Source organism: Paenibacillus protaetiae (genome assembly GCF_004135365.1).
Classification (GTDB): domain Bacteria; phylum Bacillota; class Bacilli; order Paenibacillales; family Paenibacillaceae; genus Paenibacillus_AP; species Paenibacillus_AP protaetiae.
Map to the genome: position 1 here is coordinate 3,828,934 of NZ_CP035492.1, position 15,143 is coordinate 3,844,076.

Below are 15,143 nucleotides of genomic sequence, written 5' to 3' on the forward strand. Positions count from 1 at the left end.
GGCGTTTATGAAATTTGCATTGTTCAGCCTCCTGTCCAACATTCCGAATGCCGTGACAGGGGAGACGTTAACCGCTCAGCAAAAATTTCAAAACGTGCTGCGCCAGGCGGAGCTGGCGGAATCGCTAGGTTTTGAAGCGTACGGCGTAGGCGAGCGCCACGGCGCGCCGTTCCTGTCTTCTTCGCCGCCCGTTATTTTGACGGCGATTGCGGCTCGTACATCGCGCATCCGCCTGCTGACGACGGTAACTGTATTAAGCGTGCTTGATCCGGTTCGGGTGGCGGAGGATTATGCGACGCTGGATCATTTGTCGGGCGGACGGCTGGAGCTTATTATCGGCAAAGGCAATGACCCGCGGCATTATCCGCTGTTTGGCATCAGCGAAGAGGAGCAGTGGGAATCGCTCGCCGAGCGCTATGAGCTGCTGAAGCGGTTATGGCAGGAGGAGAACGTAACCTGGGAAGGCCGTTACCGTCCAAAGCTGGAGCAGGTAACGACGCAGCCAAGGCCGTTCCAGCAGCATATTCCGGTATGGCACGGGAGCGCGTCGAGCACGTTGTCGACGGAGCTGGCCGCCAAGTACGGCGAGCCGCTGTTCTCGTCCAATACGTTTCACCCGCAAGCCAAATATAAGGCGCTTATCGACCATTATCGGGAGCGGCTTGCCTATTACGGCCATGACCCGCAATCTGCTGTTGTAGGAGCCGGAGCGGGCAGTTTATATTTGGCGAATACGAAGGAAGAAGCGATCCGCCGGTTCAAGCCGTATTATGATGCCTTCTACGCAACGCCGGCGGCGCAGCATAACCAGTCGCCGTTCCGGGATATCGAAGACAATGTTGCGAACGGGCCGATTCTGGTTGGCAGCCCGGACAGCGTCATTGCCAAAATATTAGATTACCAGCAGGCGTTTGGCAGCCAGGTGCTCAGCATTAGCGTCGACGGCTTGACAGAAGCGGAGCAGCGGGAGCAGATCGAACGTTTTGCGGATGAAGTGATGCCCGTCCTGCGGCGCGAAGTGCCTAGCACGGTATGGAACAATCCGCCTGTAACACGCGGACAAAGCGTATTCGGAAGCAGCGGCCATTCGCCGGTACTGCATGTATAGCAACAAGAAATATGTCGTTATTTAGCGCTAAACCACCTGGTTTGGCGCTTTTTGTATGCCAGTTGTAAAGTGTTGTGAAATAAAATATATTTCTATCATTTTTTTACAAATTCCTATCACCATCGCCAGAGAAAACATGGTAGAATATGGGCGATTCAGAAAAAGAATGTGGAGGGATTGTTGTGGGGAAATTGGCTAGACTGAAGTCCAGCTGGTGGAAGCTGGCGTTTATGCTGCTTCTGGCGCTGCCGCTTCAATATCAATGGACAAGCCGTTCCGCTCATGCGGAAGGCCCGGCTGACCCGGCTCCTTATATTGAAGCCAAAGTTGTGAATGAAAATGCCGGTAAAAAAGTACTGTTCGACAACACCCACGAAGAGACGGCCGGTGCTGCGGACTGGGTCATCGACGGAGCCTTTTCCGATTTTGGCAATGCGCTTGCTAACAACGGTTATTATGTAAAAGAGCTCCGCAAAACGACACCTTTCACCTACGACGATTTGAAGGATTATAACGTTTTTGTTATCGCAGAACCTAATGTCCCTTTTAAGACAAGCGAACAAGCTGCTATGAAGCAATATGTGGAAAACGGCGGCAGCATCTTTTTTGTAGGCGATCATTACAACTCCGACCGGAATAAAAACCGCTGGGACGGCTCAGAAGCGATTAACGGCTACCGCCGCGGCGCTTTCGGCAACCCGACTAAAGGGATGAGCGCGGAGGAAGCGAACTCTGATGCCATGAAGGATGTGACCAGCACCGATTGGCTGGCTGACAACTTTGGCATCCGGTTCCGCTATAATGCCTTGGGCGATCTGAACGCTACTAACGTAGTGGCGCCAAGCCAGTCATTTGGCATTACGCAAGGCGTATCGGCAGCAGCCGTTCACGCAGGGTCGACGCTCGCCATTATTGATCCGACTAAGGCAAAAGGCATCATCTACGTGCCGCAAACGAATGAAGCTTGGGCAAGTGCTGTTGACCAAGGCGTGTACAACGGCGGCGGCGTAGCTGAAGGCCCCTATGTAGCCGTATCCAAGCTGGGCGGCGGCAAAGCGGCTTTTATCGGCGATTCGTCCGCCGTGGAAGACGTGACGCCTAAATATGTGCGCGAAGATAACGGCGGGAAGAAAACAACCTACGACGGCTTCAAGGAACAAAACGACGGCGTTCTTCTCGTCAATATTATTAACTGGCTGTCGAAGCAGGAAAGCTATACAAGCTTCAGTGATGTTTCCGGCTTGCAGCTTGATCAGCCTACGGCGCTGTACTCCTACGAAATACCGCAAAACTCGACGGAACCGCAAGCAGAGCCTTGGGCTGCTCCGGACCCAGGTTACAAATGGTATGACCGCTCGACGTTCAAGCCGGGTTCCTTTGGCGGAGCGACAGCAGCAGCTAACCCGGCTTACAGCTTCGTTCATCAAAATGTTATTCCGAATAACGGCCAGGAGTTCCCGGTCCGCGTTGTGTTTAACAACCTTGCCCCCAATTCCACCGTCAGCAATTATCAGATCGGCATTTATTTGACAAACGGCGGTACGCAAATCGCCCAGGTTAAAGGCGATAACGGCACATGGCCAACCGCATACGGCTACAGCGCCAACTTCAGCGTAACGGCTGATGCAACGGGACATGCGTCCAAAGATTTGACGGTCCGGCTGAAAGCGGGCTCTACGGGAGCTGCCAGCCTTCGGCTGAGACAAAACGGCAGTAATCTGCTGACCGAATCGGTGACGCTGGACAATGTTCCAGGAGAGTCGCTGCCGGAGGACGAAGGCCCGATTCCGGCTCAAATTTCGATTGCCGAAGCACGCGCTAAAGCGGCAGGTTCAACGGTAACGGTAGAAGGCGTAGTGACGACCGAACCGGGCGCTTACGGCGGCCAAGCCTTTTATTTGCAGGACGCAACGGGCGGCATTTATGTATTCCAGAATGCCATTGGCTTTCATCAAGGCGATGTCGTAAAAATAACGGCTGCAACTGCGTTGTACAATACGGAGCTGGAGCTTAGCGATATTGTCGCTATCGAAAAAACGGGCGCAGCCGAGCTGCCTGCACCGATTCAAGGGGCTGTTGTCAGCAGCGGCAATCAGGGCCAGCTGCTCCAAATTCAAGATGTAACGATCACCAATATCATTACAGCAACGCCGGCAGGCTCGTTTGAGTTTGATGGCGTGAGCGCAGACGGCACGTCTACTCATGTTCGCGTGGATGGACGCATCGGCGTTACGCTGGACAGCTTCCCGTATGCCGAAGGGCAAAAAGTAACCGTAACCGGCGTATCGGCGATCTTTAAAAACCTGTATCAGCTGAAGCCGCGCAGCATTGCAGACTTTGTGCCTTCTGCTCCTCCAGCCGATACGACCGCTCCGACTGCTGCAGCTGAACTGTCCGCAGCTCCAAACGGTAACGGCTGGTTTAATCAAGATGTTCAAGTGACAATCCATTCCGCCGACGATCAGCCGGGCGAAGTAAACACGTTTTATGCGGTAAACGGCAATGATTATGTTTCCTATACGGAACCTGTCGCTATTACGGCGGAAGGCGACAATGACGTTGCGTATTACGCGGTTGACGCGGCAGGCAACAAAGGAGAAGGTGCTCCGCTCCAGATCAAGCTCGACAAAACAGCGCCAGACGTAACGCTGACGCAATCCGGCAAGCCGGCTCACGATGTGCTGGAGACGGATACGCTGGTTTACTCGCTTGTCAGCAAGGACGAACTGTCCGGCGTAGCGTCGGAGCAGCTGCTGCTTGACGGCAGCGCCGTTCCAACCGGATATACGATTGCAGCTTCCAAGCTGGGCACAGGCACACATACTATTCAATACGTAGTAACGGATCTTGCAGGCAACGAGGCGGCTCAAAGTTTTACATTTAAAGTAAGCTCCAAGCCGCTTGCTTCGGGAGCGCCAGGTACGCCGGTGCTGTCGGACAATAACGGATATGATACAGGGCTTCGTGACGGAAGCTATGCGGTAACGATGAACTTGTGGTGGGGCAATAACGGTACGGAGTACCGTTTATATGAGAATGGCGTACTCATTGACACCGTACAGTTGAAGGATGTTTCGCCGGCAGCTCAAACGGCCAGCACGAACATTACCGGCAAAGCAAACGGCACGTACAACTATACGGCTGAGCTGATCAATGCTTACGGCAAATCGGTCAGCAACACGCTTGTAGTCACTGTAACCGACGCTTCCCCGGGCAAAGCGGTATTGTCGCAAGACAACTGGGATGGAGACGGCAATTATAACGTAACGATGAATTTGTGGTGGGGAACGAATGCAACGGAATACCGCTTGTATGAGAATGGCGTGCTGATTGATACCCAATCGTTAAAAGAAGCGACGCCGGCGGCTCAAAGTGCGGTAACATCCATTGCAGGCAAAGCAAAAGGCACATACGTATACCGCTGTGAACTGGTCAATGCAGCAGGCGTCACTTCCAGCGATACGATTACGGTGAACGTAACCAAATAACGACCGGTAATCCGGGCAGATAACCTGCCCGGATTACAAGCAACAGGGTTGTCCAAGCCATCTATTGATGACTTCGGACAACCCTGTTTAGTTGCTTTAAAATATGGCGGGCTTGCAGGCGGCAAGCTCTGCGTATTCTGCTTTGCTTAGCCGGTTAGCCACGGCTGCTGTGCCACAGCTGTGTACCAAGCGGGGCTGAGCCTGTTATGCGGTGTACAACCGGGATGCACCCTGCCAAGCAGCGCACAGGCTAAGCAGCGGCCTTATACCAGCTTTCTGCGGATGGCGCTGGAGAAGAGGTCGGTGATCGTAATCATCACAACGATCCCGAGTAAAATAATGCCGACGCGATCCCAATGGCGTGTGCTTAACGCAAAAATAAGCGGAACGCCGATCCCTCCGGCGCCGATCGCGCCAAGGACGGAAGCGGAGCGCATATTGATTTCGAAGCGATACAGCGTGTAGGACAAGAAACCCGGCAGCACCTGCGGCAGTACGGCAAACCATAACGTCTGCAGCTTATTGGCGCCGGAAGCGGTCAACGCTTCGGACGGGCCGCGGTCAATGTTTTCGATTTCATCGCCGTACAGCTTGCCCAGCATCCCGATCGAATGGACGCCAAGCGCCAGCACGCCCGCGAAGGAACCCGGGCCAACCGCTTTAATGAATATCAAGGCCATCACTAATTCCGGAAAGGTGCGAACGATGCTGAGAATGATTTTGCCGGTTCCCGATACAGTCCGTAAACGGCTCATGTTCCGGGCAGACCAGAAGGCAAACGGAATACAAAGGATAGCGGAAATGAACGTGCCTAATATCGAGATCATAAGTGTATCCAGCAGTCCGCGCAGCAAATCTTCTCCATCCGGCAAATAGACGTAACCCCAGTCCGGCGAGAAGATGCCGCTTACGATGGAGCTGAATACTTTGCCGGCTGTTTTTTTCAAGCCGGAAAATTCAACCCCGGAGAACGCCCATACATAAATGAGGATCAAAGCGATATAGATCAGCCAGCGGTAAGGTTTTTTCCGCGGTTTGCGGACAACGGTATCCCATGTTTTGATCATAGCAGCTTCTCCCGCAGCTTCGTGCTTGCGTAGTCGATAATAAGCACGATAGCTAAAGTAAATAAAATGATGACGCAAGTTTTGTCATATTCCAGGAAGCCTAACGTCGCTTCGTAAAAAAGGCCGATGCCGCCTGCTCCGACAAGGCCAAGCACGGCTGCGGCACGGACGTTGATTTCAAAAGTATAAAGCAAATAAGACATGAAATGGGCTTGGACCTGCGGAACGACGGCGTAGACGATGTTTTGGATACGGTTAGCGCCAACTGCCTGCATCGCTTCCAAAGGGCCGTGATCAATCGTTTCCATCACTTCGTAAATCAGCTTGGACATCAGCCCAAACGAAAAGACGGTTAAAGCCAGCATCCCTGCAAAAGGCCCGATACCGAAAATGGCGACGAACAAGGCGGCCATCAGAAGGTCGGGAACGGTCCGAACCAGGTTCAGTAAAAAACGAACCGGGTAATATACCCAGCGCGACGGCGAAATATTGCTTGCGCACAGCAAGGCGACCGGGATGGAAAGAATGGCGCCAAACGTTGTACCCAGCCACGCCATGCGGATCGTATCCAGCATGCCGTCTACAATATTATCGAAGTAGCTCCATCTGGGCGGGAACATTTCCTTCAGCAGCTTCATCATCTCGGGCATGCCCTCAAACAGCTCCCCGAAAGAAGCTTCCGTCCGGTGGGCGCTGAACCATAACAAGAGCAGCACAAGCACGGCGGTCAAATAATGCTTAAGCCGGTTAGGAGGTTTCGGCCGCTGCTTTACCGGGGTGACAGGAGGCGTTATGTTCAGATCGGCGCGTATGCTCATCCGATCTCACCCAGCAGCTCGCTGCGGTCAATCGGCCGGCCGTAGATTTCAGCAAATTTCTCATCCGTTGCTTCCGACACCGGACCGTCAAATACAACCTCGCCGGCGCGCAAGCCAACGATACGTGTTGCATATTCGCGGGCCAGGTCAATAAAGTGAAGATTGACAATAGTCGTGATACCAAGCTCCTGGTTAATTTTTTTCAAATCGTCCATCACTTGCTTGGTCGTCAGCGGGTCAAGCGATGCGACAGGTTCGTCCGCTAAAATGATTTTTGCTTCTTGGGCCAGCACGCGTGCAATGGCGACCCGCTGCTGCTGGCCGCCGGACAGCTCGTCCGCCCGGGCATACGCTTTTTCCACGATATTGACACGGTCCAGCGCTTCGAACGCCAGGTTCATATCTTCTTTCGGAAACCGCCCCAGAATGGTGCGCAGCGTCGAATGATAACCGACTCGGCCGGCAAGCACGTTGCGCAGTACGCTGGACCGCTTGACCAGGTTGAAGCTTTGGAAGATCATGCCGATATTGCGCCGGATCAGGCGAAGCTCCTTGCCGCTTGCTGTAGTAATTGATTTGCCGCCAATCAGAATATCGCCTTCCGTAATATCATGAAGCCGGTTAATGGACCGCAGCAAGGTCGATTTGCCTGCGCCCGACAAGCCAACAACAGCGATAAATTCGCCTTCGCCAAACGAAAGGTTAATGCCGTTTAGTCCTTTCGTCGCATTGGGGTACACTTTCGATACGTTGCGCAGCTCTATCATGCTTGCACCCTTCCTTTTGGTTAACGTTTGGTATTCGTAATGGAATGGGACAAGCCAGTACAAGGCGCAATGGCGCTTCATACTGGCTTGTCCCGTTCCAAATAAGACCGCTACGGGATAGGCTATTCGGTTTTTACTTTTTCCCCGTATTTGCGGACAATGTCAAACTTGCTGTCATCGGATTTCACATAACCTTGGTGCGAATAGATGTCGAAAATAATTTGGTGGCCGTCCGGATCATTGCCGATGTCGATAAACGCTTGTTGGATTTTAGCAGCCCAGTCTGCGTTCATGTCGGTACGTACGGCAATGGTGTCGTTCGGGATTGGCTCTGTAAATGCCAATACGCGGGTGTCGTCAAATACGGTCGGATAGTCCTTTTGTACGGTCGTGCGCGCATCTTGGAAAATCGCAGCAGCGTCAACGTCGCCGTTCAGCACGGCGATAACCGCTTGGTCATGGCCTTTCAGCGTTACCGGCTGAACATCTTTCAGCGGGTCGAGGCCATTGTCAAGCAGCAAGCCTGCCGGCCATACATAACCTGCGGAAGACGTTACGTTTTGGTAGCCCATTTTTTTGCCTTTCAAATCGGCGATCGATTGGATCGGGGAATCTTTTTTGACGATAATCATCGATTTGTAGGAGTCCACCAGTTCTTGGGTAGGCTGGCCGGTAGCGTCGTCTACGCCAAAACGGGTAGCTTGCAAAATAATGTTTGCTGCGCCTTTGTCTTTCGCCAGTACGTAAGCTGTAGGAGGCAGGAAGCCAACGTCGACTTTTTTCGAGGCCATGGCTTCAATAATCGTGTTGTAGTCTGTCGATACGCTTACTTTTACCGGAATGCCCAGCTTATCCCCCAGAAGTTTTTCGAGCGGTTTTGCTTTTGCTTCAAGCGTGTCGGCGTTTTGCGAAGGCACGAACTGAACGGTCAGCTCCTTTGGAACATAACCTTCCGACTTGGCAGGCTCAGCGGACGGCGATGGCGTTGCCGCATCAGCACTTGCCGAAGCTGTAGGCGACGGGCTGCTGTTCCCGTTTTTGTTCGAAGCGGAGTTGTTGTTATTGCCGCATGCGCTAAGCAGCAATACAACAGCCAAAACAAGCGGTAAAGCAAGAGCACTCAATTTTTTCAACCTGATTCCCTCCAAATATATCTATTTATCGTTACCTGGTTAATATAGTAATATTTTATTAGAATCAGGTAAAGTGGGTATTAATTTATTGTAAATATTTTTATATTACATAATATGTTACATCGGTTTGGTACAATGGTACTAATGGATCACTGGTGTTCGGGGAGGAACGAGGATAATGGAGAAAGATGTTGTTTTATGTAAAATAATAGCGACAAGTGATGTACACGGTCATTTGCGGGGCATAGACTACCGGACAAATGAACAGCGCGCCAGCGGGCTTGCCATGCTGGCGGCCTATATCCGCCAAGAAAAAGAAGCAAGCCCGGATCTGCTTCTGATTGATAACGGAGACTTGCTGCAGGGAGCGCCTTTAGCTTCTTATGCGGCAATGGACCGGCGCGGCGGCACGCATCCTTTTATAGCGGTATTGAACAAGCTTGGGTATGATGCGGCGGTCATCGGCAATCATGAGTTCAACTACGGACTGGATTTTTTAAAGCAGGCTGTAGACGGCTCCCGTTTTCCGTGGCTGGCCGCCAACATTGTGGACCGTTCGACAGGAGCGCCGGCTTTTGGCAAGCCGTATAGGGTGAAAGAAGCGGGCGGGGCAAAAATTGCGCTGCTGGGGCTTACGACGCATTACATTCCCAATTGGGAAAATCCGAAGCATATTGCCGGTCTTGAATTCCGGGATGCGCTGGAGACGGCCAAGGAATGGGTATCCCGCATGCGGCGGGAAGAGCAGCCGGATGTGCTTATCGTCAGCTATCACGGCGGATTTGAGCGGGATTTGCAGACAGGGGAGGAAACGGAGCGGCAAACCGGCGAGAATCAAGGATATGCCATTTGCTGCGAGGTAGAAGGCATTGATGTGCTCATTACCGGCCATCAGCACCGGATGCTGACCGGCGAAATAAACGGGGTAACGATCGTCCAGCCCGGAAGCGGCGGGCAGGCGGCTGCCAAAGTGGAAGTGGCGCTCGAGCGGAAAGACGGACGCTTCGTTATCGTCCGCAAGCAGGCCGAACTGCTGCTGCCGGACGCCGGCAGACTGCCGGATCAGGAAGTGTTGGCTTTAACCGATGCGCTGGAGGCGGCTACACAGCAATGGCTGGACGAGCCGATTGGCAGCGCGGCCGGTGACTTGTCGATCAGCAGCGCGATGGAATGCCGGCTTGAAGCCCATCCGTTTATTCAATTTATCCATGAGGTGCAGCTGGAGGCAACCGGCGCGGAGCTGTCGAATGCCGCGCTGCTCAGCGAAGATTCGCCGGGTTTTGGGACCGACATTACGATGCGCGACGTATTGTCCAACTTTATATATCCAAATACGCTGACCGTCCTGCGGTTAAGCGGTGAAGATATCCGGCTTGCGCTGGAGCAGACGGCCGCTTATTTTGATCTAGATGAAGACGGAAACGTAATCGTCAGCCGCGCATATTTGGAGCCGAAGCCGCAGCATTACAACTACGACATGTGGGCCGGCATCGACTATGTGCTGAACGTGTCGAGACCGGTCGGCAAGCGGGTGGCCAAGCTGGAGCGAAACGGCGAACCGCTTCGTCCGGACCAGTATTTTGATGTGGTGATGAGCAACTACCGTTCAGCCGGGGGCGGAGATTACGAGATGTACCGCGGCAAGCCGGTTGTCCGCGAAGGAGCGGATGATGTGGCGGCGCTTGCCGCCGAATATATCCGCAGGAAGGGAACAATTGCGGCCAGCCGCATTCGAAATTGGCGGGTTGTAACCGATTAGGCTCAAATTGCCGGCTGCATCTGCATGGCTCTCTATAAAGGAATGCTAGCCCCCGCCGCGAGCACGGGGGCTAGTACAATGTAGAGCATTACTTATGCCGGCTACACCAACAAACGCCGGTTTCATCGAATGCTGCATACAATTACCCATACCGCGATATAATATTGTAAGCGTTACCATTTTAAGGAGAAGGAAAGAATGGAGGATGCGGTATGGGAACCCGTTTATGGCTGGAGCAGACGGTAAAGGCACGGTTTCCTCATTTCAGATATGTGCGTGTGCGCACAAGCGGCAAGCATCAAGGCACGATTTACGCTTGGGATAACGACCTGAGGCTTCTGGAGACGGATGCGGCTGCACTGCGGCGATATGCTTCCGGCGGATTGTCTTCGTACATCCGCTTTGGCGTCAAGCCGTATGAGGATGTGCCCAAAGAATGTGGTCCGGAACCGGCAGTTCCGGATGATCTGAGGCAGGCCGCGCTGCAGGGAGAACTGAATCAGGAACGGATATTTGCCCTGTTAGGCAGCTTGCATCCCGGCATCGGGGTGGCGTTCGACCGGTACGATCCCGCGACCGGACTGGTGCATATTCATGTATACGGTCATTCGGTCATTACGGATCAAGATAAGCAGAAGCTGGAGCGCTATACCGAAGAGCTTATTCCGGTCGGCTCGACAGCGAGGCTGGTCTACTACGAATAACCGTCAGCGCGTATAAGCAAAGGCAAAGGCGCATTCTCTGCGGCAGTCCGGACGGACAGGGAGAGAATGCGCCTTATTGAATTGGGGCGGTTTTATACGGGAACGGCAGCAGGAGCGATAATCCGCCCCTTGCCGCGCGGCACGCACAGCGGTGTGCCGAATAAGGGATCGGGAATGATTTCGCATTCCAGCTGAAAAACATTCGCCATCAGTCCGGCGTTAATAATATGTTCCGGTTTGCCTTCCGCTTCGATTTTGCCTTTGCGGATTGCGACGATATGATCGGCATAACGGCAAGCCAAATTAATATCATGCAGCACCATTACAATGGTCCGCTGTTCTTTCCGGTTCAAATCGTAGAGCAAGTCCAGCACTTCGATCTGATGGGTCAGATCCAAATAGGTGGTTGGCTCATCCAGCAAAATAATTGGCGTCTCCTGTGCCAGCGTCATAGCAATCCACGCCCGCTGGCGCTGCCCGCCGGACAGTGAATCGACCTCGCGTTCCTTCAGCTCGTCCATTCCGGTTGCCAGCAAAGCGGAGAGAACCGCCTGCTCGTCTTCCTGCGACCATTGCTTCAGCCAGCTTTGGTAAGGGTACCGCCCTTGTTTCACCAGCTGCAGCACAGTCAGCCCTTCCGGAGCGGCCGGGCCTTGCGGCAAAATCGCCAGCTTGCGCGCTACTTCCTTTGTTTGCATTGTGCTGATTTCGGCGCCGTCCAGAACGACGGAACCTTGTTGCGGCTTCAGCAGCCTGGCCATAGAACGAAGAAGTGTCGACTTGCCGCAGCCATTGCTGCCGATCAGCACTGTAATTTTGCCTTGCGGCACAGCCAGGTTCAAATTCTCGAAGATGTAGTCTCCCCCGTATGACAAACCAAGGCCGGCCGCCTCTAATGTACTCATGCAGTTTCCTCCCGTTCTTAAAATCGGTTCCGGTTACGGTATAGCTGAAATAGGAAAAACGGTGCCCCGATTGCCGCTGTAAGCACGCCTGCCGGAATATCCCTCGGCAGGAACAGCGTACGCGCTGCGAGATCCGCTAATAGCAATATAATAGCGCCAAGCAATGCACTGACCGGCACGATGCTGCCGAACGAGGAGCCGACCAGCCTGCGCGCCATATGCGGCGCCATCAGCCCGATAAACGCAATGGCGCCGCCGATCGAAACCGCTGCTCCGGCGAGTGCGACGCTTAATACTAGCAGAATAAGGCGGTGCATCTGCACCCGGGATCCGGCGCTTTGGGCGACGTCGTCACCGAGCATCTGAATGTTCATATGGCGCGCCTGCAGCCAAGTGGCCGGCAATAATACAATTAGCCACGGCAGCAGCATCCGTACGTCATGCTGCCAGGATACGCCGTATATGGAGCCGGTCATAAACGTCAGCGAACGTTGAGCCAGCTGCATAGGACCGCCGATGATAAACATATAGGATATCGATTTGGCGGCGGCGGATACGCCAATGCCGATCAATACAAGCCGCAGCGGCGAGATGCCGCGCTTCCACGCCAAGATGTACAGCAGCCCCGTAATGGCAAATGCGCCGATCATGGCAGCGACCGGCATCCAGACAATCGAAAGCGAGCCTCCAAATATAAAGATAAACAGCACCGTACCCAGCGAAGCGCCTTCCGTAATGCCGGTCACATCCGGCGATGCGAGCGGGTTCCGGATAATGCCTTGCAGGACGGCGCCGGCAACGGCCAACGATGCGCCGACAAGGACTGCCGTCACTACACGGGGCAGACGCAGTTTCGTTACAATAATCTGGTTCGTCGGATCTGCGTGGCCGAACAGCGCTTTAATGACTTCGATGGGCGATACGAACTGGCTGCCGATTCCTGTAGAAACAACCATCGCAGCGGCGCACAGGAGAAGGAGCAGCAAAGTTGCTTTAACGGCGCGTTTCTCCACTAAAAACGAATATTTTCCGCGAGATGAACGCAAGGACTGGTATTTGCTCATGATTCTTGTCTGCCTTTCCTAGCGATATAGACAAAAAACGGTACGCCGATAACGGCCGTCATAACGCCCACCGGCACTTCCTTCGGCATGGCGATATACCGGGAGCCAAGATCCGCTGCAACAAGCAGCAGCGCGCCGTAAACAGCGCTGTACGGCACAATCCACCGGTAATCTTTGCCGACCATATACCGGACGATATGCGGCACGATGATGCCCACGAAAGCAATCGGCCCTGCGGCGGCAACAGATGATCCGCCAAGCAAAATGATAGCGGCAGCGGCAAACAGCTTAATATGGGCCGTTTGCTGGCCAAGCCCTTGCGCCACGTCGTCTCCCATGGCCAATACGTTCAAATGGCGCGCCAGCAGCAGCGCGATGACAAGGCCAACGCTCATATACGGCAGTACAGTAATGAGCTGGTCCATCTCCCGTCCGGCAACGGAGCCGACAAGCCATACCAGCACCTGGTCGAACATTTTTCCGTCGGCTAACATAAAGCCTTGCGTAAGAGAACTGAAGAACGCAGTCATAGCCGCACCGGCGAGCGTAATTTTAACCGGCGTCATGCCGTCCCGGCCGATGCTGCCGAGGAAAAAGACGATGCCTCCGCTGACGGCTGCGCCGGCGAGCGCAACCCAGGTTGCGCCTTGCAGGCTTGCAAGCCCAAACCAGCCGGTTGCAATGACAATAAAAAATGCGGCGCCCGAATTGACGCCAAGCGTGCTTGGCGAAGCAATCGGGTTGCGTGTAATGACTTGCATGACGGCTCCCGCGACAGCCAGGCTTGCGCCAACCGCCGCCGCAATAAACGCGCGAGGCATTCTGGCCGTACGGATAATCAGGTCGTTATTGCTTCCATCATTATGGAATAGCGCATGCCAGACGATCCGAAACGGGATGTCCGTTACGCCAAAAGCAATGCTGCACAACACAATGCCGCCTAAAGCAAGCAGCGATAAAATGAAACCAGCGCTTCGCATATCATTCGATTCTCCTAAAAAAGCTGTATAATTGAGGTTCCTTCTGAATTTTAGAAGACGTCCACACGGTTGTCAATTATTTTGATAATCATTCTCGAATCCCATTGACACAAGTATTCAATGCGATTATAGTGATTGAGTACTTGTGATAATCATTCTCAAATTACATACAGGGGGAAAATGAAATGAAAGCAACTACAAACAAATCCCGCCGGTTTACATGGTGGGGAGCTTTAGTATTGGCGCTTGTTCTTGTCATTACCGGCTGCGGCAATAACGGCGGCGTTTCGGCCGGAACAGCTTCTCCGGCTGCCGATAATTCGGGAGCGGATGCATCGGCCGTGCGTACGGTTAAACATGCGATGGGCGAGACTGAAATTAAAGGAACACCTCAAAGAATTGTCGTGTTGACGAATGAAGGAACCGAAGCGCTGCTGGCGCTTGGCATCAAGCCGGTTGGCGCGGTTCGTTCCTTTACTGGCGATCCTTGGTATCCGCATATTAAAGATCAGATGGAAGGCGTTACGGTAGTGGGCGAGGAAAGCCAGCCCAATATCGAGCTTATCGCGGGCCTTCATCCGGATTTAATTATCGGCAACAAAATGCGCCAGGAAAAAGTATACGATCAGCTTAAGGCGATTGCGCCGACTGTAATGGCGGAGACGCTGCGCGGCGACTGGAAAGTGAACTTCAAGCTGTATGCGGAAGCGGCCGGCAAGCAGGAGGAAGGCGACAAGCTGCTGAAGGCGTTCGACGACCGCATTGCAGATTTTAAAACGAAAGCCGGCGACAAGCTGAACGAAACGGTATCGGTGGTCCGCTTTATGGGCGGCAAAACACGTGTATACCATACGGATACGTTCTCGGGCGTTATTTTCAACGAGCTGGGCATTGCCCGCAATGAGATGACGAAAAACGCCAAAGACCAGTTTATGGATGAAATTACGAAGGAACGCCTTCCGGAAGTGGATGCCGACCGCTTGTTCTACTTCACGTATGAAACGGGCGACGGCAAAGCGAGTGCGCAAGAGCAGGAATGGCTTGACGATCCGCTTTGGAAAAACTTGAATGTGGTTAAAAACGGCCATGCTTACAAAGTGGACGACGCGATCTGGAACACATCCGGCGGTTATTTGTCCGCCAATCTGATGCTGGATCAGCTGTACGGCTTCTACGGCCTGGAAAAATAATAGAGATGCAGGCAACGACAAGCAAGGCCCCTCTGCTTCCGGAAGGAACAGAGGGGCCTTCTTGCATTGGTTTGGCGCCGTACGCTGTCCGGGCTGCCTGTGGGGGCTGCGGGCAGCCGAAGCCAGTAGAGTTTTCCCTCTCCTCCGGCTTGCTTGGCGC

The 15,143-nt window shown here is 53.5% G+C and carries 12 protein-coding genes; 5 read left to right on the forward strand and 7 right to left on the reverse strand.

Annotated elements, in window-relative coordinates; translation table 11 throughout:
• Positions 1–7: 7 nt before the first annotated feature.
• Both ET464_RS17755 and ET464_RS17760 read left to right on the forward strand, forming a co-directional pair.
• Positions 8–1,108, forward strand: a complete 1,101-nt coding sequence (locus tag ET464_RS17755; RefSeq protein ID WP_129443249.1) for an LLM class flavin-dependent oxidoreductase — start codon at positions 8–10, stop codon at positions 1,106–1,108.
• Positions 1,109–1,290: 182 nt separating this feature from the next.
• Positions 1,291–4,596, forward strand: coding sequence for an OmpL47-type beta-barrel domain-containing protein (locus tag ET464_RS17760; RefSeq protein WP_425271734.1), 3,306 nt, complete (start codon positions 1,291–1,293; stop codon positions 4,594–4,596).
• Between the two features lie 263 nt (positions 4,597–4,859).
• Here the strand turns inward: ET464_RS17760 and phnE (ET464_RS17765) are convergent, their stop codons facing one another.
• The 4 genes from phnE (ET464_RS17765) to ET464_RS17780 all read right to left on the reverse strand — a co-directional run bounded on the left by phnE (ET464_RS17765) (position 4,860) and on the right by ET464_RS17780 (position 8,381).
• Positions 4,860–5,663: a phosphonate ABC transporter, permease protein PhnE gene (phnE, locus tag ET464_RS17765; RefSeq protein ID WP_129443251.1), complete on the reverse strand. Its 804-nt coding sequence runs from the start codon at positions 5,661–5,663 to the stop codon at positions 4,860–4,862.
• Positions 5,660–6,481 carry a phosphonate ABC transporter, permease protein PhnE gene (gene phnE, locus ET464_RS17770; RefSeq protein ID WP_129443253.1) on the reverse strand — a complete coding sequence of 274 codons (822 nt, stop codon included), beginning with the start codon at positions 6,479–6,481 and terminating at the stop codon, positions 5,660–5,662. The genes phnE (ET464_RS17765) and phnE (ET464_RS17770) overlap by 4 nt, the downstream gene beginning before the upstream one ends.
• Positions 6,478–7,248 (reverse strand): phosphonate ABC transporter ATP-binding protein, encoded by a 771-nt coding sequence (gene phnC / locus ET464_RS17775; RefSeq protein ID WP_129443255.1) that lies wholly within the window; start codon positions 7,246–7,248, stop codon positions 6,478–6,480. The genes phnE (ET464_RS17770) and phnC overlap by 4 nt, the downstream gene beginning before the upstream one ends.
• 122 nt (positions 7,249–7,370) lie before the next feature.
• Positions 7,371–8,381 carry a phosphate/phosphite/phosphonate ABC transporter substrate-binding protein gene (locus tag ET464_RS17780; protein ID WP_129443257.1) on the reverse strand — a complete coding sequence of 337 codons (1,011 nt, stop codon included), beginning with the start codon at positions 8,379–8,381 and terminating at the stop codon, positions 7,371–7,373.
• 178 nt (positions 8,382–8,559) lie between these two features.
• On the opposite strand from ET464_RS17780, the gene ET464_RS17785 reads away from it, so the two are divergent.
• Positions 8,560–10,140, forward strand: coding sequence for a bifunctional metallophosphatase/5'-nucleotidase (locus ET464_RS17785; RefSeq protein ID WP_129443259.1), 1,581 nt, complete (start codon positions 8,560–8,562; stop codon positions 10,138–10,140).
• 212 nt (positions 10,141–10,352) lie between these two features.
• A complete protein-coding gene (locus tag ET464_RS17790; protein ID WP_129443261.1) occupies positions 10,353–10,844 on the forward strand; it encodes a hypothetical protein in 492 nt (163 codons plus the stop codon).
• Between the two features lie 92 nt (positions 10,845–10,936).
• Here ET464_RS17790 and ET464_RS17795 read toward each other — a convergent pair whose 3' ends face one another.
• From ET464_RS17795 to ET464_RS17805, 3 genes are read right to left on the reverse strand one after another with little or no spacing between them, the layout of a single operon-like run.
• Positions 10,937–11,749, reverse strand: coding sequence for an ABC transporter ATP-binding protein (locus ET464_RS17795; protein ID WP_129443263.1), 813 nt, complete (start codon positions 11,747–11,749; stop codon positions 10,937–10,939).
• 17 nt (positions 11,750–11,766) lie between these two features.
• A complete protein-coding gene (locus tag ET464_RS17800; RefSeq protein ID WP_129443265.1) occupies positions 11,767–12,813 on the reverse strand; it encodes a FecCD family ABC transporter permease in 1,047 nt (348 codons plus the stop codon).
• A complete protein-coding gene (locus ET464_RS17805) occupies positions 12,810–13,793 on the reverse strand; it encodes a FecCD family ABC transporter permease (protein WP_129443267.1) in 984 nt (327 codons plus the stop codon). Before ET464_RS17805 ends, ET464_RS17800 begins: the two co-directional genes overlap by 4 nt.
• Before the next feature lie 185 nt (positions 13,794–13,978).
• On the opposite strand from ET464_RS17805, the gene ET464_RS17810 reads away from it, so the two are divergent.
• Complete coding sequence (locus tag ET464_RS17810; protein ID WP_129443269.1) at positions 13,979–14,983, forward strand: ABC transporter substrate-binding protein; 1,005 nt, start codon at positions 13,979–13,981, stop codon at positions 14,981–14,983.
• Positions 14,984–15,143: the final 160 nt, after the last annotated feature.

Bases quoted from the DNA above. Each gene is read 5' to 3' on its own strand.
- ET464_RS17755 (WP_129443249.1), top strand. From the start codon at position 8: ATGAAATTTGCATTGTTCAGCCTCCTGTCCAACATTCCGAATGCCGTG.
- phnE (WP_129443251.1), bottom strand. From the start codon at position 5,663: ATGATCAAAACATGGGATACCGTTGTCCGCAAACCGCGGAAAAAACCT.
- phnE (WP_129443253.1), bottom strand. From the start codon at position 6,481: ATGAGCATACGCGCCGATCTGAACATAACGCCTCCTGTCACCCCGGTA.
- phnC (WP_129443255.1), bottom strand. From the start codon at position 7,248: ATGATAGAGCTGCGCAACGTATCGAAAGTGTACCCCAATGCGACGAAA.
- ET464_RS17785 (WP_129443259.1), top strand. From the start codon at position 8,560: ATGGAGAAAGATGTTGTTTTATGTAAAATAATAGCGACAAGTGATGTA.
- ET464_RS17790 (WP_129443261.1), top strand. From the start codon at position 10,353: ATGGGAACCCGTTTATGGCTGGAGCAGACGGTAAAGGCACGGTTTCCT.
- ET464_RS17795 (WP_129443263.1), bottom strand. From the start codon at position 11,749: ATGAGTACATTAGAGGCGGCCGGCCTTGGTTTGTCATACGGGGGAGAC.
- ET464_RS17800 (WP_129443265.1), bottom strand. From the start codon at position 12,813: ATGAGCAAATACCAGTCCTTGCGTTCATCTCGCGGAAAATATTCGTTT.
- ET464_RS17805 (WP_129443267.1), bottom strand. From the start codon at position 13,793: ATGCGAAGCGCTGGTTTCATTTTATCGCTGCTTGCTTTAGGCGGCATT.
- ET464_RS17810 (WP_129443269.1), top strand. From the start codon at position 13,979: ATGAAAGCAACTACAAACAAATCCCGCCGGTTTACATGGTGGGGAGCT.